Raw genomic sequence first — 19,591 nt, 5'->3', positions numbered from 1 at the left:
ATTCAGTGAACCCCGAAGATAAACGCCTGGGTATGCATCGGCGGATCTCCCGCCGCGACTTTTTGAACGGCGCAGGAATCGCCCTGGGAACCACTCTACTGCCTTTGCAGCTGCTACACGGCGCGGCCGGAGCAGACGCCTATTATCCTCCGGCGGCAAGTGGAATGCGCGGCGCTCATCCCGGCTCCTTTGAAGTAGCCCACGCCACCGTACAGGGCCAACGCTGGCGTGCCGCCAATACTTTCGAGAACTACGACCTTGTTGTGGTGGGTGCGGGGATTAGTGGCCTGGCGGCTGCCTATATCTATCGCCGCGACGTGAAGCCAGACGCCCGCATCCTGCTGCTCGATAATCACGATGACTTTGGCGGCCACGCCAAGCGCAACGAGTTCTGTATTGGCGGCCGCACGCTCATCGGCTTTGGCGGTACACAGTATATTGAAGCGCCTAACCATTACCCGGCAGTAGCCGCCGACCTTCTCAGGGAACTGGGTATCGATGCCTCACGTTTCAGTGATTACCACCACGGCTCACTGTATCCGTCGCTGGGGCTGCAGGAAGCATGCTTCCTCGACAGGGACAGCTTTGGTTCAGACCATCTTGCCCTGGGCAGTTATGGCTATAGCGATGCACTGCGCGAATCACCCCTCGCCGCATCCACTGTGACCGAGCTCAAGCGGTTGTTCGAAGACAAACAGGATTACCTGGCAGGCATGAGCCAGGCTCAGCGCCGCCAGGTAGTGCAATCGATAAGCTGGCGCGAATACCTGCGGAAATACGCGGGCCTGGGTGAAGAAGCGCTGCGCTTCATGCAGAAGTGGACCGAGGGCGAGTGGGCGATCGGTGCCGATGCCTTTCCCGCCTGGCTCGCATGGGAGGGCGGCTACCCGGGCTTCGGCGGTGCTGCTTTTGAAGTTGCTGAAGGTGTGCCCACCGGTGACGGTGGCGGCATTTTTCATTTCCCGGATGGCAATGCCTCGGTCGCCCGTCTGCTGGTTCGCAACATGATTCCTGAAGTTGCACCGGGCAACTCAATGGAAGATATTGTCACCGCGCGGTTTGACTATTCACAACTCGACCGCCCCGGAAGCGACACCCGGATTCGACTAAGCAGCACTGTGGTTGACCTGCGCCACCGCGGTGGCGACCTGAATGCCGAGGTCGACATAAGCTATGTGTCTGGAAATGAGGCGCATAGTGTCAGCGCAGCGCAGGTGATATGGGCGGGCTACAATGCCATGCTGCCCCACATCTGCCCCGACACACCCGCTGCGCAAAAAGCCGCCCAGGGGCAGTCGGTACGCGCGCCCCTGGTCTACACCAATGTACTGCTGCGCAACTGGAAAAGTTTTGAGAAGCTGGGGCTGGCGCGGGCGTATTGCCCGGGCAGTTTCTTTCAGTCGGTGCGACTGTCTCGCCCGGTGAGCATGGGCGGCTATCAATTCCCCCAGTCACCCGACGAGCCAATGGTACTCAACCTGCAGCATATACCGCTGGCGCCAGGGCTACCCGCCGCCGAACAGTTCCGCGCCGGACGCCAGACCTTACTCACCACGTCCTTCGACTCTTTCGAAAGAGCAATACGCGAACAGCTTGATCGTATGCTGGCGCCGGGGGGATTCGATGCCGCTCGCGATATAGCAGGCATCACGGTGAACCGCTGGTCACATGGCTATGCCTTTACCACTGACGCGGCAAGCGGTGAGGTGTCCTGGTATCCGGAGTATTGGCAGCATGCAAACCGGCCCTGGGAAGCGGCACGTCAGCCCCTGGGCAATATCACCTTTGCCGGCACCGATGCATCATCCAATGGCATGACAGAATCGGCGATAGAAGAAGCACATCGCGCCGTGCACGCGCTCGGCCCAGGTGCAGCGTCTTGATTTCCTGGTAATCCTCCAGCCCCTGACGACCGCCCTCGCGGCCGTTACCGGACGGTTTGCAGCCTCCAAAGAAAGCGCTACTGACGCGTTGAGCCACTAGCCTGGAGGGAAATCGAGCATCATTTCTTTGGACAATTTTGCTGCCATCGCATCTTTTTCGTTGCTGGATAGCGACTTCGGCAATCTTCCTTCAACGATATTCCTCCAAACGACGTTACCGCTGGCACTATCGATGACATCAAGGACAACGGTTCCTTCTTTGTAGGTTTTGACACTGGGTCCGCTGCTGTAGCCGACGCTGACCGCTGTGCCGTAGGTACCGACGCCGACACCGCCATGCATACCGGCAGAAGGATAGCGCGCAAAGTTATCGATCTTAACGCGCTCTTCTTTTGCTATGTGGTAGTTGATTAAGAAGTCAGCCTTCCCCGTGGCAACCTCTTTGAAGCTCTTTTTCTGCAGTTCACGATCGACGAAAAAGCGGACCCGCTTGTCTGAAGCATTGTACTGACGATAATCGGCGAGCTGGGAGGGATACACGTCGTCGTACCATCGATAGGTTTCCAACCCTGCAAAATTGTAGCTGGCGTCGTAGTCGAGCGTGAATTCGGGTTGACTGCTGCAGCCCGCCAGAAAAAATAGAGTCGCGATGATGATGTTACCCACGTGGGATCGGGCTCGAAGCATGGTGGCTTTTCCTTGCATCAGAAAGAAGGCGTAAGGCGAGTTTAAAAGTGGCGGACAGTATAACCGGCGTGCTGTGATTGCCGGGAGGGGTATTGGCGAATTAAGTCATCCCCATCGTAGAAATCCACCATCAAGGCTCAAGCAACCGCCCTGCTCGATTCATCGAACGCACTGATCCTGAGATTGCGATAGCAGAGCCCGGCAGCGTGGCTGATGGTGCCAGGCGGGAATGGGTGGCTTTTATCGGTATTCATCGACCGAGTCTGCCCATCCGAGCCCGTTAACTTGACGACGCCTCCCTGTCTTTTCGCCTCGCCATCTTGAGCAACAGGTTATCGGCTACGCCGGGAAGGCTCCAGGGGCATACAGCGATACAGGCACCACAGCCGTAGGATTCAGCAAAGAACGGTATGCATTTGTCGAAATCTACGTACCATTTCTCCGTGCCTCGCACGGTTTTTTTCTCCTGGAATATTGCGTCGGGCGGGCAGGCGTTTTCACACGCACGGCAGCCGTAGCAGACATCGTCTACGCCGAACGTATCAGGGGAATCGACGGCCAATGGCATATCGGTTGTGACGGCGGCAAGCCTGAACGATGAGCCCAGCGTTCGATTAATGAGTGAGCCATGTTTACCCAGTTCTCCCAAGCCGCAATCGATTGCTGCGGGGATCATAACAATGGCATCGGCCAGCGGCCCTGGATAGTCAGCGGCGGGATAACCCTGCTCTCGAATATAGTTGCGCAGATTGCTGACCACTCTCGAGCCGCGGTTGTATTGGCGAGCGACCTCGACTGCGGCCGCAGTGTTGTCGGCTGTAGAAGGCGCTGTTTTCATCAATTCATGGTCGTGGGCAACGCCGATCATGATGATGTATTTATGCGACACCTCGTAGCCTTCGAAGATGAATTCGTCACGCATTTTTGCAACGCCCACTACGTCGGCTTCGTTGGCCAACGCGAAGGCCTTCACACGTTCGCTCCACTGTTCGGCTGTGCCCTCGGCCACTGTCGCAGACTGTTCTGTAGCTAGCGGGCCGCGTTTAGGGTCACCCGGGCCCGCGTGAATAAATTCCGCACCCACAGAGGGCTCGCCCATGATGTATTGAAGCACTTTTTTTTGTAGTCCACCGTGGGACTGCAGTTCAGGTTTATGCCAGAAAAAGCGCGAGGCCCGGCGATAGTGTTTTTCGCCAACGCCGTTAACGTCGTTGCCAGAGATTTCGGGGAAATGCGCCAGAATATCGGCGGGTGGCGTATAGGGTGCCGACTTGGTCATATCATTTCGCCTTGGCATGGGTGCCCCTATTGCATACTACCGGATGGTGAAAGGCAATGCGCTTCAGGGCCCCGAAGGAGCTTGTAGTGGTTCGTCGAGCTTACCAATCAATACATCTGAGGGCTGTCAGAAGATTAAAGAGCGGTTTCGGGTCGGAGACGACCACAGGCCGCTTTCAGGTTGCCTACCAGGCCGCAGTGCTGCTCCAGCTCGCGCCGGTCAATCCAACTCACCCATGTCCAAATCCCGCTGGGCGCGCTTTATGGCATCGCCCATGACGGTGACGATACGATCAACGTCGTCGCGGTCAACAATCAGCGGCGGTGACATGATGCAAAGATTTTCATAGGGACGGACCAGCACCCCCGCCTCCTCACAGTACTGATCGACCCGCTGGGCAAGCGCTATGTTGCGTTCTGTCGGGCCCGCCTCTTCACCTGTCCAGCATTCGACACAGGCCATAAGATGGTGGCCGCGGACGGTGTAGACGATGGGTGAACTGGACAGCTTGCGCAATTCTGACAGGAAGTAAGGACCAAGCTCCTGGACGTGGGCGCAGATGTTATCGCGCTCCATAATGTTGATGTTGGCAATCGCGGTTGCACAGGCGACCGGGTGACCGGAATAGGTATAGCCGTTTGAGAACACGGGATTGTCCTCGGGGGCATTAGCCTTGATCGAGTCGATGATGCGATCTGAAATCATCACCACGCCCAGAGGCTGATAGCCAGAGGAGATCCCCTTCGCGGCGACAATCATGTCCGGCAGAATGTCGAAGTGCACCTCGGACGCAAAGAAGTGGCCCAGGCGGCCAAAGGCGGTGACGACTTCATCGGAGATATAGAGGATGTCGTACTTGTGGCATAGATCCAGAGTGGCCTTGTGGTATCCCTCGGGAGGCACCAGCACACCGCCGGACGCGAGTATGGGTTCGGCGACGAAGCAGGCAATATTCTCTGCGCCGATTCGGTTGATCTCGGATTCCATATCCTCCAGCAAGGCGCTGAGGCGCTCATCTGCGCTCTCCGTGGCAATGTCCGGATCGTACTCAGGGCTCGCCAGGTGATGGACGAAATCAGCCTCGTAATGAAACAGCGTACGGTCAGCGAGTTTGCCGCACAGTGATGCGGCCAAATAAGTACTTCCGTGATAGGCATTGCGACGCGATAACACATGGCGCTTTTCGGGACGCCCCTGGGCCGCAAAGTAGTAGTGCGCCGTCCGCACCGCCGAGTCGATAGCTGTTGAGCCGCAGGTCGTAAAATGTGCGCGGTTCAGATCACCCGGAGCAAGTTCCGCCAGCTTTTTTGCCAGCCGGGCCGCGGGGCTGCTCGACATGTCGCCGAACGGCGTGTAGTAGACCATCTCCCGTGCCTGCTGCGCCATGGCTTCGATCAGTTCTTCATTGCCATAACCCAATGTGATGCACCACATGCCGCCAATGGCATCGAGGTATTGTTTGCCGTTGCTGTCGTAGACGTGCACCCCTTTGGCACTTTTGATGACCATGGCGCTTTCATCACCCAGCGCACTGAGGTCCGCCCATGGATGAAGCAGGTTTGCGGCATCGGCGGCGCGCAGCTGATGGTGTTCCCGGGTGTCGGAAATATTCTGATTTTCTGGGGCATTCATTGGAAGGAAGATTCTCCAGTTGCTTGGAATACAGGTAATGGCGACTTGAAGATCAGCCTAGCAGGCGCCGCTTTCAAGTCAATCGATCTTACTGTACGAGGCCTAAGCGCCGGTTTGCCCTGAAATAAGGTGCTGAACTGCACTATCAAGGGTGGTGACAAATCAATTGATTGATCCGATAGAAATCCCGAGGCGGTAATCGATGGCGTTTATGGGTATTCAGGGGGCCGCTCTACCCATTCGATTCATCTAACTTGACGATACCCAAAAATACCGCTGGCCTGTTTTTTAGATGCAGAAGCTGAAAACGGCTGGGGCCACAACCTGCCGTCTAGGTGAGCGGCTTTCTGAAAACCAGAATATGTTGCTGAGGCAGGCTGCGTAGATTCTCCACAAAGTTAAAGCCCACCGCTTCCAACTCGCGTTTTGCCTGCTGTTCGGTCATTTTATGCAGGGGCTTGATGGGGACCCGTGGATCCTCTGCCCGGTACTCAACCAGAATGACTTTGCCACCCGGTACGAGTCCTTCCATTACGCCCTGCATGACCTCTCTGGGATGTGAGAACTCATGATAAGCATCGACTAGCAGGAGTAAGTCCACGCTGCTCGATGGAATTTTGGGATCTGACACCGTAGCCAGTACGGTATCGATGTTTTGGATATTGTCCGCGCTGCTGCGCTGGCGGATTAGGTCGAGCATTTCTGGCTGTATGTCGATGGCTAACACACGTCCGCTGCCGACCCGCTTTGCAATGGGCAGGCTGAAGTAGCCTGATCCGGCCCCGAGATCGGCGACAACGTCGCCGTCGCGAATGGGTAGTGCGTCCAGCAGCAAGTCGGTCCGTTCCTCGCGCTCACGGCTCGGGCGTTCCAGCCACGCCGCTCCCCGGTGGCCCATCACGTGGGATATCTCGCGAGTCATGTAGGTCTTGCCAATGCCGTCGCGGCTGGGTGGCTGATAACCGTAGTGGGAATCGTCCGCACGGGTAAGCAGGGGCAACAGTAGCAGCACGGTGAGCAAAAATCGGGGCATGACATAAGCCTTAGCGAAACGTACAAAGCCTACGTATTGAGCGGCGCTACCGGATTAACAGCAGGCCAGTAATCTGCCACCGATTGAGAAGTGTTCTAATGAGAACGAAAAAATCATTTACCCCTGAGCTCAATACCCTTTTTTGACACAAATCGCCGCAAGAACCGCTGGCGTTTACAGGTACTCCTGAACAAGGTTTACCCATTACAACCGCTTACCTGGCGATACCCCTCAGATCATCGAAGCGTTGATAAGCAACTAGCGGGCTTTACAGGCATCGTTTTCAAGAACTCGCGAGGGTGCTGGTTGCTCAATGTACCTGCGCGTTATCGCGCAGCGTCAATGTGAAGCCGTAGTTATGGCTCGTGGGGGTGTCATCAAACGATCCGCTGTCGCTCTCAACAATACGCTCTATGAATGGCACCACCAGACGGGGACTTACCCCACTTTGAATTAGTGCCTCACAATCGGCAGCGAAGTTACCCGCAAAGGGCTCCACGAGTTCATCCATGCCGCGCGCCGTCAAGATTTTACAGAGTAGCGCGGCAGCTCGGGCGTACCGGTCCACATCAGTGGGTCGTGCAACATTATGGTCAAATAAGACCGAACGCGCCGCTTCAAGTGCCTCTCCAGCGAAATGCAAGGCATGTGGTAACTCACCTTCACGCATGTAGCGTAATGCATCAACCGTGGACAAAAAGGCTACAGACGCGGCAGCCTCAGCATCATTCAATACCCAGTCTTTTTTCGCAGACTCCAAGAACTTGAGTTCCATATTCACCTCCTGACAACACACAGTAATGATAATGATTATCATTACGATATAAGTCAAGGGGTAGCGAATGTTTATGGCGAGTGAACGGCTGCACGCAGAGCGACGGCTCAGCACTGTTCCATGAAGGGTTGGAGGAGAAACGCGATGGGATGCGAGGGCTCGCATCCAATTTTTCTTCAACCACCAGCGTCGGTGAAAAGAATGCGCCAACAGCCTCCAGTCGTTCAACACTCCGCCGTCATTCGAGCTATGATCAAGGCAGTCGCTGATCACTGCAAACTATTATGAAGACAAGCCTACAGTCAAAATCCATATCTTTTTTGTTGCGGCTGTTAAACGTTAAGAAAACAGTCGAAAGGCAATCGGCAAAGCCAATTATCAGGCGGTCAAAAAAGGGTTTCACGCCGAAAAAACTGCATAACCAGTATTCAGTGAATGAGCAGATTATTCACAATAAGGCAGTCACCACGTTTGAGAAAAAAGACACGGTGAGCAAGAAGCATTTACTGTTCTTTCACGGGGGAGCTTATCTCTTTGAAGCGGCCGCCATACACTGGAATTTCGCCCAAAAGTTAGTCGATAAGAGTAACTGCCGACTGACGATGATCGACTATCCATTGGCGCCCGAACACGATTATCGAGCCACCTATGGAATGGTGACCGATACCTACACTGCGCTACTAACACAGTATCCCAATGACGAGTTTGTTTTTATCGGCGATTCGGCCGGCGCCGGACTGGCCATGGGGCTGTATCAAAAGCTGGTCGACCAACAACACCCCCAAATCCCGACGCAACTTATTTTACTGTCGCCATGGCTGGACCTGACCCTGTCACATCCGGACAACAAAAGCCTCGAGTCGAGCGACCACATTTTGACCCTGCGCATGTTGCAAAATGCCGCGGAGAGATACGCCAACGGTGGAGACCAGGAGCATTACTGGTTATCGCCGATCAATGGCCGCCTCGATGACTTCCCACCGACTATTATTTTCTATGGTTCGGAGGAGCTCTTCTATAACGATTGCCAAAAATTGGAAAGAATGGTGTCTGAAAACGGTAATTTCGTATTCAAGTTTTACCCGGGTATGCAGCACGACTGGCCCATGTTTCCCATTCCGGAAAGCACGCGGGTCGTAGAGGACATTATTGGGTTTATGGGTGATTAACCAATTCTTTTGGCGTCCTTGCTCAGGGCGATATTTTTTTTACCCAGACGTTTGTAGACGATCGAATCATGGGGTGGAGCTCCCCGCGCCTGCAACGAGGTCATTCAGAAATCCCAAATCCTACGACTGCTAATAGCGAGCCGAGCGGACTGCACACAGCAGCGCGCACCCACAGATGTGATGCCATGCAATCAGCAGGACCGGCATTCAAATCCGATAGCAGGCTCAATAAAACATCGACACTTTCCGCGAGGTAAAAAAAGAATGAGAAGCCTAATCAAAAGAGGATTGACTGTCCTGACGCTGTGCACCGCTGTTATGGCAAATGCAGCGCTGAGTGAGGTTGAGTATGCAATTGAGGTCAATGTTACCGGGGCCGAACCAGAAAATGGGCAGATGCTAATCAGTCTGTTCAACGCTTCTGAAGATTTTCTCGTGACGCCGCTGGTACAAACAATCGTGCCTGTTGACGAACAAGGGAATGTATCTTCCTCGCTGGGCAGCCATCCACCCGGCTATTACGCTATCGCAGTCGTTTACGACATCAATAAAAACGGCGAACTGGATACTGGGTGGTTTGGTATTCCCAAGGAAGAGATCGGCGTCTCGAATAATGCCAAGGGCCGTTTTGGCCCGTCCAAGTGGAATGACGCGCGTTTTCTCTTGACTGATGCCCCCGTCAAAATGGAGATTCAACTCGCGAAAGCCGTACCTTGACGACGCGATATTGGCCTGCTGTGATGCCACTTCAAAGAAACCTTCAATATCTTTTTGGCTGCAATTGGTTCCGTCAAAATGCACTACGTACTGTAGCCCGAAAACACCTATTCACCCGAAGCCTCTATCAAATCAATCCGGCTTACTTGCCAGCGCCCCATCGCGCGTCATACCGACATTCGCTGGGGCTTTGACCAAAATACTTCTTGAAGGCTTTAGAAAAATGCGCAGGGCTAGAGAAACCCACGCTGTATGCCACTTTTTCGATACTGTGTCCTGCGTAAGCAGAGTCTTTTAGCAGCATCGCACTCTTTTCAAGACGCTTGGTTAAAATCAACGAATGGATTGTTTCTGTCTCTCCCTGAAACAATTTATGTAGGTAACGGGTCGATATATTCTGCGCCTCGGCCACCTGTTGATTTGATAGCTCTGAGTTACACAAATTGTTATCAATATACTGCACTATTCGCCGTTTTAGTGAGTCACGGACAACGGAGTGGTCGCCAATCTGCTCCAACATTATCGAAGAACTGAACGCCATGGCGATCATGTTGACCAAATTTTCAGACAGTTCGGCAGGAGCCTGTTGCACATTGCGAAGTTCTTTGGCGAGGGAGAAAACAAAGTTTCTTAGTACGGCGCCGAGTCCGGCCTGCCCGGAAATTGGGATAGCGGTGTACTGCTCTGGATTCATCAGGTGCCGCGACAGTACGTCTTTAGGCATTTGCACTATGAGCTGGTGAAACTGCTCATTGAAGGCAAGCGTATAGGGCTGAGTGCTGTCGTACAGTGCGAAACTTCCGGGTGTCAGGAGTGCTTCCCGACCATTTTGTCGCACCAGACCCTGTTTTTCGATTTGAAAGCTAATCAGAAAATCCGCTTCTGTGGATTTTGAAATTTGCTTCTTAGAGCGCTCCACCAATTGCGGGCTTGACATCACTTCTGCAAATTGCAAATTACCAACCGCGACCCCCCCACGTAACTCACCATTAAAATCGTCATCCGCGATTTTTTCGCAATCCAGTTTGACGAATTCATCACAGATGATTTCCCGCCAAAAATCGAAGCGTTCCTCGCCCCCAAGTTCGGTCGCATTTTTTGCGTAGCCGCCTGAAATTAAAAAGCTCATCTCAATACCCGAATTGGTCTAGGACCCTTTCACGTGACGCCCCATAAGTGGTCGGCATTCTCATGATTCCCCCGCCTCGAGCTTTTCGCCGTACTCGTCCTGTGTAATCGTTCCGCCTTCAATTTCTGCTCTACCTTTATCCTGGGGACGCAACGAGTCTTGAAGAACATCGATGCGTTTCCATGCCGGAAAGGGTTGGGTGCCGTCGCTGGCTGGTACATAGGGCGAACTTTCCACCCGCTGATGCCGGTGAATATAACGTGCGCAGTTGAGAAACACCTTATCAATACGGGCTCTGACGATCAGATTCGCACCGGGGTAGCGCTCCAACAGATCGTCGTCACCACACACAGACGCCGTCGCCTGAATCCGGATACGGTTCGGGGTTTCGAAGTCAATGAACAAAAGGCCGATTTTCCCGGTATCAGAGATATTACCCATGGACAGGAACATGCCATTACCGTCGTAATTCGGGAACGCTATTGTCGAGGAATCCAGCACCGTGACTATCCCGGGAGCACCGCCTTTGTGCGAGACCGTGGGACAGCCCTCCGAGTCCACCGTAGATAGAAAAAAGAAATCCCGGGTCTCGATAAAAGAGCGGTGCATATCGTCCAGTTCGTCGCGCACTATCGCCGCTTCGACGGATGCGGCAAGAGGCTCGCTCTCAAACTGAGCCTGCATCGACTTTTGCGATTGGGTGTAAAACGCCACGGGCGGGACCCTCTGGTTCTAGCTGAATGCCATTAGCTCAACTGACGACAACAGCAGCAGGAGATGTGGCCTGAGGAAAACATTACTCAAGCACATCCTCTACCTGATCGAGATCAAAAGTGGCCGCTTCGGGAGTATGGCTTTCGGTACAGGGCTGCGGCAGCCTATTAAACAGCAAACGAGTAACGTCCGGCCGTGAGTAATGGCCTACGGGGTCCGCAAACACCTTAGCGATGGTAATAGCGTTTATAGCAAGGTCCGCGATAAGCAGTCCCTCTTGATCGTGGGGAATCTTATCGACCAGTAGCTTGCCATCCGGGCCGTAAATAACCGCATGACCGCCGCCCGCACTGATGAGTTCCTTATGTTCGTCGTTTTCGACCAACATGTCGATCATTTCATCGGACACCATGCCACAGGCACCAATCACAAAACATTGACCCTCGGCGGCATACATTTGCGAAGCGGCGTTATTAACTTCAGGGCCAAGTGCATACGCTTGTGGCATCGCTGAAAATGAAGGCCAGGCGCCGCAGTGAATTTGCTCATGCATGCTGTACATGGCGTACTTACTGAGGGGCTGTAAATGCTCCCAACAGGCGAGCTGTCCAACGCGGCCAATGTCCGTCTCTGACACACACAAATCGGAACCATCACCATCACCGAACACGGTACGTTCCTGGTGGGTTGGTTTTAACTTTCGACGACCAGATAGCAATGAGCCGTCGCGACCGAATAGAAACTGGGAGATGTAAAGCGATCCATGATCCCTCTCACTGGCGCCGACAGAAACATGGATATTGTTGTCTTTCGCTGCCTGCGCGATGGTATCGAATTCATCACTGCCAACCACCAGGGAGTTTTCGTTATATCGACCAAAATATTTCATGTTGGCCATTGTGGTATTTAGCCAGATAAACCAGGGATAGCCAGGCACCCAGGTCTCTGGAAAAACAACCAAATCGCAGCCTTTCTCCGCGGCTTCTTCAATCAGTTTTACTGTTTTTGCCACGGTACCCTTCAGGTCCATAAATACCGGGGCTGCCTGCACGGCAGCAACTCTAACGTTTTGCTTTGTATCCATAATTATTTATGTGCCTTTTCTCTTCACACGCCTAAGCGGGCTATAGGTACGCGGTAGTTCACGCTTTATTAAGATCGGTACAGCGCCTCAAAAACGGTGGCGATAAGTAACGCCATATTCACGGGGACGATTGGGTACGGCCGAATGAAAGCCCAAACCAAAATTCGAGTTGCCACTTACAATCACCCGTTCATCACCAAGATTTTCTACCCATAACACCACCTCACTATTTTCAGTGAGATCTAGGCGAGCTGACGCGTTAACGAAACTAACGGACTCCTGGTACAAGAATGGCGAGTTCTGCGAATCGTTATACACCTCATCAGTGTATGAATAATCAATTCGGAACGTCGCATCCTTGCTGGCAATCGTTGTTGCGTACTCAAGCCCCAAACTAAGCGTATTTTCCGGCGTGTTAACCAATTTGGAATCTTTTGTAATCGCAGCGGACAGACCGGGAATCGGATTTATCTCGGTGTATTCTGCATCAACATACCCATAGCCCAAATCAAGTCTCAGGCTGCTGGTCAAAAACGCTGTAGCTTCTAATTCAAAACCGTTGATGTCGGCACTGCCGGCGTTGGCTGTAAGTGGGCCACCCAAGGTATCGAAGAAAGTAACCTGGATATCGTCATACTCTGATGCGAACAGTGCGGCATTGACGCGGTAACGGCTATCGGCACTTTCCCATTTAAGACCAACTTCATGGGAATCCAGGGTCTCCGGATCAAATGACAGCACTTCTGGCACGGATGCTACATACCGCAGTACAAAGCCTCCACTTTTGAAGCCCTGAGAAAAACTGTAATACAGCAATGTGTTGTCATTGAGCTTCGTATCCACACCAAAGTAATATTGGGTTTCGTCGAAGGTTTCGCTGACACTGCCTGTACCGTCTCCTATTATAGGTATGTAGCCAGGCACCAGTGGCCCGCCCGGTTCGAGCTGCGCCGCCACGTCATCGATCAGAAAAAGCAGCGGGTCGAAAGCCAGATTGGCACCAATGTTTTGCGTATAGGCGTATTTTTTCTCGTCTTCGGTGTAACGAATACCACCGGTTACAGCCCATGTGTCAGTCAGGTCATAGGTGGCTTGCAGGTACGCCGCTTCACTGCTGTTATCGACGTCAGCATCATTCCTGATGGCGGCTTCAAATCCAGCGCCCCCGCCAGGGCCTGTGCCAGGCGCAGGAATAGTGACCGGCACGCGAACATCGTCAGTACCTTTCTCATTGAAGAAAAAGATACCGGCCGCGTATTTGAAGTGGTTTTCAAACGCTGTTCCGGTCAGTTGCAGTTCGTGGGTTGTTTGATCTACGTCGTAATTGTCATTGACGATTTCAGTAATTTGAAAGGGCGCGTTGTCGGAATCATTGGCGAATTTACTTTCAGTATTGCGATATGAACCAGTGTATTTTAAGTCGAAGGTATCTCCGTGATAGTTGGCGATAAACGTAGTTCCCAAGACTTCGATTTTTGAGAATGCTACTTGGTCACCAAATGACACATCGGCGTCGATGTCATCAACCACAAATTGATTAAAGATGTTTAGACCGCCGCCAACAATTTCGAAAAAATCACCTGTGGGCGACAGGGATCCTGGAGCAAGCGGCCCCAACCGGTTTCCAGTGGGAAGCGGGAAAGAGAAGTTCTCCACCAAGGAAGCACCAACAACACCAGCCCCGCCTGGCGTACCATCGGGAAATGCTGCGGTAAAACCGACGCCGACCGATGGTGAGGAACTCTCATCAATGTCGGTATAATCGACCGACGCTTGGAAATCCCAGTTTTCATTGGGCTTAAACAATGCCGCACCGCGGAATGACAGCCGATCTTCATCACCTAGTTCATCACCAGCCAGTGGGCGCTTAACAAAGCCATCGCGGTTTTTGCTTGAAACTGACCATGCCGTTTTCAATGTTTCACTTATAGGAACATCAACCGACGCGCGAACATTTACTCGCCCATCGATGCCGGCGGTTGCTTCAAGAAATGCCTGAAAGTCGTCCGCGGGTTTGCGCGAGATGATGTTAATCGCGCCTCCAATGGTATTACGACCAAACAGTGTCCCTTGTGGGCCTCGAAGTACCTCAATACGTTCTACATCGAGCACGTCCAGTACGCCACCAACTGAGCGTGAAACATAGACACCATCAACGTAAGTTCCGACACCCGGATCGGTTGTTAAACTGAAGTCGGTGTTACCCACGCCTCGAATAAATACGGCCGCACCGGAAGAAACACCGCCGATGGGTGATGTGGTATCAAAAACCAGATTAGGCGTGAAATAAGCGATTTCCGAGATATCGTTGACGCCTTTATCCTGCAAAGCACTGGCCGTAAAAGCGGTGATCGCAATTGGCGTGTCCTGTAAGGATGCCGCGCGTTTTTGTGCGGTAACTACAATTTCTTCCAGTACCGCGGCCCGAACGCTCAATGCGCTACTGCATAGAGAAACGGAGCTCAGAATGGCCACCGCAATGGGTGCCCTAGGAAGGAACTTTGGTCCCTGCGTCGTTCTTCGTGAATAATGCATCATGACCCCGTTTTCAGATTGCTCAGATGGCTTTCTTTCCATTGCCAGGCAACCCTACCGCAGCGTAAGGATCTCACCCACGTACTGAAGGGAACAACGACTTGTCAATTAGGGAACTATCTTTGATTGGGCCTGCAAATCTAAAAAGGACGTGGCACCTTAAATATCGGAGCGCACCAGAATCCGAACGGTGTCACTCTGACTACTGCCCTGCTCCACTCCGCAAATGCGCTTACCCGATGATTTCGGTAATGCTGATCCCGAATTAGATAGCTACCGTCCAATTCTCAACGGATTCAACATCGACGGTGAGCTTTCCGACCCGTCGGTGGTGGCTATGCTTTTTCTTAAAGCGTCCCGACGGCTACACTCCACTAACGTCGCGCCGCCGCGCGTCTTGCATTTGTAATCAGGGGACATTCTTTGGCTATCGCATACCACGTATCAGTTCTCTCGCAGGGCGAAGTCCACACACTGACCAACGCGTGGGATCCTCGCTCTCTCTCCAAAATTCTAGAACTTGCTGATGCCGACGACATAGGGGAGATCGCCGACGACGCCCTGGAGGAGTTTTGTCTGATGTCGCTTCAGGATATTGGCAACCGTAAAGCAGTAGAAATTGTTCTTGAGGCGGTGTTCGGCGATAAGATGCGCCCTGGTGTCCGCCAGAATCTGGTAGATGATTTGCAGGAAGACCAGCCTTGGGATGACTTCGCCGAGATCAGCCAACAGCGCGGTATTTTTATTGCTGTCTGCCTGCTCCATAAAGCCTTCCCGACCCATTACGGCACGCCTGATGCCACACGGTTGACTGTCAGGATCCACGCCCCGACCCCTGAAATTATGGCGTCCATCGATCCAGGCAACAGCGCGTGGTTAATGCGCTTACTCGCGTATGGGCTAAATGACAGCAGTATGGTACACCGGCTTTACGGCGATGAACTGAAGTCGGGGCCGTTTACAGACGCCGCTGGCCTGATCTGGGAAGCAGCAAGCATCAATAAGTCTGAGGTAGACGAACTGTCGCGGACGATTGCAATCACGGCGTCATCACAATTACTGAACTCGCTGGTCAAGGGCCAGGAATTCAAAGCGACGCCCGCCCATTAAGGGGTGATATAGCCAAGCGGGGAGAAACCTCCGTAGACAGACGCGGCTCTTAATCTGGCTGATAAAACGCTGCAAAAAGATCAGATCAGCCATATCGGCGTCGAAGTGGGCAATTTCACCACAGTGGCAGCCATGGACCAGATGGCGGGAGCTTGGCCTGCTCACCCTGCCGGAAGCCAATGTGACCTGCGGTTATTCGCGCCAGTACGAAACAGGGGTGACAGCTCCAAAGGTCACGCGCGGGATTTATTCCACGTTAAGGCTGCCGCCAAAGGGCGCGGAGTCCACGCACGTGAAAAGAAGACCCGAGGCGGCTGCTGACAGCGGAGACAGGCGTCGAACGGCCTCACAAGATAGCGTGATTTCAAAGGGTTTCTCCTCGGATGTTCGAGTCTGGCCAATTGTGCCGAGCCAGAGCGTTTAACCTGGTCATTTTCCGGCAGTGGCTGCGGCGAGCAGTCCGACGTATGCTCGTCAATATCGCTCGAGGAGCAGCACAGCGTGATACTCAAAATCGACGTCCAAATGCACTATGCGGTGCAATCGCAGACAGACATAATTCTGCAGATCGCGGTGCCAGACTTTGCAGATCAACGCGTCATCAGCGAACAGTTGGTTCTGAGCGAATCGCTGCACAGCGCTTCAGCGCTTGCTGAGTCAGGATTTGGTACGCGTCGACTTCTTTATGTTGAGAAAGACTTCGAGTGCCACTATACGGCGCAGGTGGCAATCGACCGGCCGCTCATCGATATCGCGTCTCTCACGGCCCTGCCTCCCCACCGACTTCCCGATGATGCGTTGCGCTACCTGATGCCCTCTCGCTACTGCCAATCTGATGAATTGCAAAACTTTGTCGAAGCAGAATTTGGCGGTAGTACCGGTGGCGAGCGTATCGCGGGCATCCGGGACTGGATCTTTGAACGCTTCCGATATTCGGCGGACAGCAGCAACCAACACACCACGGCGGTAGATTCACTCGTACATGGTCAAGGCGTGTGCCGTGACTTCGCCCATGTCCTCATCGCATTGACGCGGGCGTCGTCTATCCCCGCGCGTTTTGTCAGCGGCTACGCTCCCTATGTTTCGCCCCCCGATTTTCATGCCGTTGCAGAGGTGTACCTCGATCACGCCTGGCACCTTGTCGATGCGACGGGAATGGCAGCCTCAAACCAAATCGCCCGAATCGGCGTGGGGCTGGATGCGGCCGAGGTGGCGTTCCTGGCGAGCTTTGAGCCCATTATGCTACAACAACAAACGGTTAAGGTGTCACTGGAAGAGTAGAGTCACGTCACCCTCAATCAGACCACGGCGATTTACCGGGAGCCGTCCAGCCGTTCTTTATTGCAGAAGTGGCAGGCCCCAAGCCGCCGGAGAGGTCTCCTGATTCTGATGGTATGGAATTAATCCAGTTCCACAAAGGGGGCGCGGGTAAGCGCGTCCAGTCCCTCCGCCAGCGGATCGAAGACAAGGCGAATGTGCCGGAAGTAAATCAAGCTGGCCGGTGCGGCCAAACCACAGACAGTAAGCGGGTTAGTAATCAACACCCAACTGCGTCAAGGTCTTGCGGTCGGGAAATCCATCACCTACCAGGCCCGCGCTAATCTGGAACTCGCGCAGTGCGGAACGGGTAGTAGGGCCCAGTAACCCATCGGGCACGCCGGCATCGAAGCCTTTGTCTATTAGCAGTTCCTGCATCTGAACGACATCAGCACGGCGCAGGCGGACCTGGTCTTTGGGAATTGATTGCTTCAACGCACCCGCACCCGCTATTCGGTCTGCCAGATGTCCTACTGACAACGCATAGCTGGTAGAGCGATTCCATTGCATTATGACGTCGAAATTGTCGTACACCAGAAACACCGGACCCTTGTGGCCCGATGGGATTATCAGGTCCGCATCCATACCGATGACCACCGGTAATGGCCCACCATCAGCGTTACGTAGCCCCAGTGATCGCCAATCCTGCAGGGGACGCTGTTGTACCGCCTGGGTAAAGTCATAGTCCGCGGGCAGTTTGACTTCTCTCCCCCAGCGCTGTTGCCGCTGCCATCCCAATTGAGATAAAAAGTGAGCTGCCGATGCCAGGGCATCCCGGCGACTGCTCCACAGATCAATGCTACCGTCGTCGTCACCATCTATTGCATAACGCAAATAGCTGGAGGGCATGAACTGGGTGTGTCCGACGGCACCGGCCCACGACCCTTTCATGTCATCGACACGTAAATTCTCCCGCTCGAGCAATTTGAGCGCCAGCAGAAACTCCGTGGTAAAAAACTCACTACGGCGCGGATCACAGGCCAGTGTTGCCAAAGAATCCAGGGTGGGCATACCGCCCAGATAGCTACCAAAATTAGTTTCCAGACCCCAAAATGCCACCAGATATTGCCCGGGTACCCCATACTTTCGGGTTAACTCCGCCAAAAAGTCACGGTATTGGGCATAGAGTTCCCGACCCTTATCAATACGGCTCTGGGAGACCCGTTTGCCAAAATAGTCGGCGAATGACTGGGTAAACTCGGGTTGCGAACGATCCAGTTCAATAACCCGAGCCTGGTATTCCAGCGTCGGAATCACTTCTTTAACCGTAGCCTCTGAGACCCCTTGCGCAGACGCCTGCAATTGCATCTGTGTTTTGCACTGTTCAAATTCCGCGGGGTCGGCGCTTGCTGCGGTGCCGAAAAGGCTGAGAAGAATCACACCATAAAACTGAAGCCGCATGGTAGGTCCTGTCTGGAATAAAATGAGTACTGGCCGATCAGTCTGGATATTTGCCGTTTTGATCGGCAACGAACCAAGGCTGGGAGTACCAGTAGTAGCGTCCCGGCTGAGACTGGCTCGGCGCGGTACAGTTTACGCGAGAGCGACCAATCGGTAGTGTTTTTTCCAAGGTTACCGTAACCGTATAACCGTCAACCGAAACGGGTAACGCTTCATTGGCGTAAAAGCACCCCATCTGCTGTGCAATGACATCCCCACCGGCAACGGTGAAGGAGAAATCGCCCACAGAATTCTGCTGCGCCACCGGGTCCAATACCGATGAGGAGTTTACAGGCATTGCCAGGCTATTGATTTTAGTCTTCAGGGTACGCAGGTTGCCGTAGAGGCCCGAGGCGGGAAACCGAGGCAGCGCCGTGAAGTCACTTCCGCTGTAAATCCCACCCGAGTGCTGGCCAAAGCCGACCATACCCAGGGTGGCGACCAGACTCTGGATATCGGTATTAAATTCGCCATAAGGATAAGCTACATAGGCCGGGTTAGAAGCGAGCTTGCGATCCAGTAACGCGTTCGCGTGCGCAATATCCTTTTCAATACCATCAAGCCATTCAGCGAGACTTTCCCCTGCCGCGCGTTCCAGCAGATGCCGGTGCTGCGAGGTGTGATTAGCAAATTGGGCCCCATCGCTTTTCATCTCAGCGACCTGTTGCCAGTTGAGTTGAGACATTTGCTTGCCGATCATCTGGGGATTGATGAAGACGGTGTAAGGCATCCCATACTTGCGCAGCCTAGGATGTGCGTTGTCATAAATATTGCGGTAGCCGTCATCAAAGGTAATAACCACAGCGCGTTCCGGCAATAGCTGCTTGGCCTTAAGGGCCGTTACCGCCTGTTCCAGTGAAATGACGTTGTAACCCTCGGCAAGATACTGCAGGTGCTCCTCGAAAACGGACGGGCTGACCGAGGTTGAAGCGGGGGTCGTGGTACTGACATGGTGGTAAAGCAGGATAACCGCATTGTCGGCGTTTGTTGTCCAGGCGGGAGAGCTGGTTAGCATAGCCACTGCCAGAAAGATGAAAGCATACGGTTTTGTCATGGGGCGACTCTGCGTGGCTGAATATCGGTTTTA

Annotated in this window: 16 protein-coding genes and 1 pseudogene; 5 read left to right on the top strand and 12 right to left on the bottom strand. The window is 53.5% G+C overall.

Features of this window, described 5'->3' with window-relative positions; translation table 11 throughout:
* Positions 1-5: 5 nt before the first annotated feature.
* Complete coding sequence (locus NOR51B_RS06560) at positions 6-1,883, top strand: NAD(P)-binding protein (protein WP_009020368.1); 1,878 nt, start codon at positions 6-8, stop codon at positions 1,881-1,883.
* Between the two features lie 34 nt (positions 1,884-1,917).
* On the opposite strand, the pseudogene NOR51B_RS15850 reads toward NOR51B_RS06560, so the two are convergent.
* The 6 genes and pseudogenes from NOR51B_RS15850 to NOR51B_RS06535 all read right to left on the bottom strand — a co-directional run.
* Positions 1,918-1,980 (bottom strand): annotated as a pseudogene (locus NOR51B_RS15850) (hypothetical protein); the annotation flags it as partial.
* The gene (locus NOR51B_RS06555; RefSeq protein WP_195891479.1) at positions 1,980-2,549 is read right to left on the bottom strand and encodes a DUF4136 domain-containing protein; all 570 of its coding nucleotides are present in this window, start codon (positions 2,547-2,549) and stop codon (positions 1,980-1,982) included. The pseudogene NOR51B_RS15850 and the gene NOR51B_RS06555, both read right to left, overlap by 1 nt.
* A 301-nt stretch (positions 2,550-2,850) precedes the next feature.
* Positions 2,851-3,849, bottom strand: a complete 999-nt coding sequence (locus NOR51B_RS06550; RefSeq protein ID WP_009021258.1) for a 4Fe-4S dicluster domain-containing protein — start codon at positions 3,847-3,849, stop codon at positions 2,851-2,853.
* Positions 3,850-4,068: 219 nt separating this feature from the next.
* Positions 4,069-5,481, bottom strand: a complete 1,413-nt coding sequence (locus NOR51B_RS06545; RefSeq protein WP_009021430.1) for an aminotransferase — start codon at positions 5,479-5,481, stop codon at positions 4,069-4,071.
* Positions 5,482-5,812: 331 nt separating this feature from the next.
* Positions 5,813-6,514 carry a class I SAM-dependent methyltransferase gene (locus NOR51B_RS06540; protein ID WP_009019842.1) on the bottom strand — a complete coding sequence of 234 codons (702 nt, stop codon included), beginning with the start codon at positions 6,512-6,514 and terminating at the stop codon, positions 5,813-5,815.
* Positions 6,515-6,824: 310 nt separating this feature from the next.
* On the bottom strand, positions 6,825-7,289 hold the full coding sequence (locus NOR51B_RS06535; protein WP_009020042.1) for a hypothetical protein: 465 nt from the start codon (positions 7,287-7,289) through the stop codon (positions 6,825-6,827).
* Between the two features lie 284 nt (positions 7,290-7,573).
* Between NOR51B_RS06535 and NOR51B_RS06530 the strand changes: the two genes are divergently transcribed.
* Positions 7,574-8,458, top strand: coding sequence for an alpha/beta hydrolase fold domain-containing protein (locus NOR51B_RS06530; RefSeq protein ID WP_009021026.1), 885 nt, complete (start codon positions 7,574-7,576; stop codon positions 8,456-8,458).
* Between the two features lie 264 nt (positions 8,459-8,722).
* A complete protein-coding gene (locus tag NOR51B_RS06525) occupies positions 8,723-9,175 on the top strand; it encodes a DUF2141 domain-containing protein (RefSeq protein WP_195891477.1) in 453 nt (150 codons plus the stop codon).
* A 142-nt stretch (positions 9,176-9,317) separates the two neighbouring features.
* Here the strand turns inward: NOR51B_RS06525 and NOR51B_RS06520 are convergent, their stop codons facing one another.
* The 4 genes from NOR51B_RS06520 to NOR51B_RS06505 all read right to left on the bottom strand — a co-directional run bounded on the left by NOR51B_RS06520 (position 9,318) and on the right by NOR51B_RS06505 (position 14,679).
* Entirely contained in the window at positions 9,318-10,304 is a 987-nt protein-coding gene (locus NOR51B_RS06520; RefSeq protein ID WP_009021507.1) for an AraC-like ligand-binding domain-containing protein, read from the bottom strand.
* Positions 10,305-10,364: 60 nt separating this feature from the next.
* On the bottom strand, positions 10,365-11,018 hold the full coding sequence (locus NOR51B_RS06515; RefSeq protein ID WP_009021230.1) for a pyridoxamine 5'-phosphate oxidase family protein: 654 nt from the start codon (positions 11,016-11,018) through the stop codon (positions 10,365-10,367).
* A gap of 82 nt (positions 11,019-11,100) precedes the next feature.
* On the bottom strand, positions 11,101-12,102 hold the full coding sequence (locus tag NOR51B_RS06510) for a carbon-nitrogen hydrolase family protein (protein ID WP_009019956.1): 1,002 nt from the start codon (positions 12,100-12,102) through the stop codon (positions 11,101-11,103).
* An 87-nt stretch (positions 12,103-12,189) separates the two neighbouring features.
* Positions 12,190-14,679 (bottom strand): TonB-dependent receptor, encoded by a 2,490-nt coding sequence (locus NOR51B_RS06505; protein ID WP_154647625.1) that lies wholly within the window; start codon positions 14,677-14,679, stop codon positions 12,190-12,192.
* Positions 14,680-15,060: 381 nt separating this feature from the next.
* Between NOR51B_RS06505 and NOR51B_RS06500 the strand changes: the two genes are divergently transcribed.
* Together NOR51B_RS06500 and NOR51B_RS06495 are read left to right on the top strand one after the other, a co-directional pair.
* On the top strand, positions 15,061-15,747 hold the full coding sequence (locus tag NOR51B_RS06500; RefSeq protein WP_009019427.1) for a hypothetical protein: 687 nt from the start codon (positions 15,061-15,063) through the stop codon (positions 15,745-15,747).
* A 501-nt stretch (positions 15,748-16,248) separates the two neighbouring features.
* Complete coding sequence (locus NOR51B_RS06495) at positions 16,249-17,028, top strand: transglutaminase-like domain-containing protein (RefSeq protein WP_040481874.1); 780 nt, start codon at positions 16,249-16,251, stop codon at positions 17,026-17,028.
* A 249-nt stretch (positions 17,029-17,277) separates the two neighbouring features.
* Here NOR51B_RS06495 and NOR51B_RS06490 read toward each other — a convergent pair whose 3' ends face one another.
* A complete protein-coding gene (locus NOR51B_RS06490) occupies positions 17,278-18,465 on the bottom strand; it encodes a lytic murein transglycosylase (protein ID WP_009019358.1) in 1,188 nt (395 codons plus the stop codon).
* A gap of 37 nt (positions 18,466-18,502) precedes the next feature.
* The gene (locus tag NOR51B_RS06485) at positions 18,503-19,558 is read right to left on the bottom strand and encodes a polysaccharide deacetylase family protein (RefSeq protein ID WP_040481873.1); all 1,056 of its coding nucleotides are present in this window, start codon (positions 19,556-19,558) and stop codon (positions 18,503-18,505) included.
* Positions 19,559-19,591 lie beyond the last annotated feature (33 nt).

Source organism: Luminiphilus syltensis NOR5-1B, assembly GCF_000158175.1.
In the GTDB taxonomy this organism is placed as follows: domain Bacteria; phylum Pseudomonadota; class Gammaproteobacteria; order Pseudomonadales; family Halieaceae; genus Luminiphilus; species Luminiphilus syltensis.
The sequence above is the reverse complement of the archived record's forward strand: the minus strand, read 5'-3'. Positions and strand labels throughout refer to the sequence as shown.

What these genes read in the sequence shown, in the direction of transcription:
- NOR51B_RS06550 (WP_009021258.1), bottom strand. Translation starts at nt 3,849, where the DNA reads ATGACCAAGTCGGCACCCTATACGCCACCCGCCGATATTCTGGCGCAT.
- NOR51B_RS06545 (WP_009021430.1), bottom strand. Translation starts at nt 5,481, where the DNA reads ATGAATGCCCCAGAAAATCAGAATATTTCCGACACCCGGGAACACCAT.
- NOR51B_RS06540 (WP_009019842.1), bottom strand. Translation starts at nt 6,514, where the DNA reads ATGCCCCGATTTTTGCTCACCGTGCTGCTACTGTTGCCCCTGCTTACC.
- NOR51B_RS06535 (WP_009020042.1), bottom strand. Translation starts at nt 7,289, where the DNA reads ATGGAACTCAAGTTCTTGGAGTCTGCGAAAAAAGACTGGGTATTGAAT.
- NOR51B_RS06530 (WP_009021026.1), top strand. Translation starts at nt 7,574, where the DNA reads ATGAAGACAAGCCTACAGTCAAAATCCATATCTTTTTTGTTGCGGCTG.
- NOR51B_RS06525 (WP_195891477.1), top strand. Translation starts at nt 8,723, where the DNA reads ATGAGAAGCCTAATCAAAAGAGGATTGACTGTCCTGACGCTGTGCACC.
- NOR51B_RS06520 (WP_009021507.1), bottom strand. Translation starts at nt 10,304, where the DNA reads ATGAGCTTTTTAATTTCAGGCGGCTACGCAAAAAATGCGACCGAACTT.
- NOR51B_RS06510 (WP_009019956.1), bottom strand. Translation starts at nt 12,102, where the DNA reads ATGGATACAAAGCAAAACGTTAGAGTTGCTGCCGTGCAGGCAGCCCCG.
- NOR51B_RS06505 (WP_154647625.1), bottom strand. Translation starts at nt 14,679, where the DNA reads ATGGAAAGAAAGCCATCTGAGCAATCTGAAAACGGGGTCATGATGCAT.
- NOR51B_RS06490 (WP_009019358.1), bottom strand. Translation starts at nt 18,465, where the DNA reads ATGCGGCTTCAGTTTTATGGTGTGATTCTTCTCAGCCTTTTCGGCACC.
- NOR51B_RS06485 (WP_040481873.1), bottom strand. Translation starts at nt 19,558, where the DNA reads ATGACAAAACCGTATGCTTTCATCTTTCTGGCAGTGGCTATGCTAACC.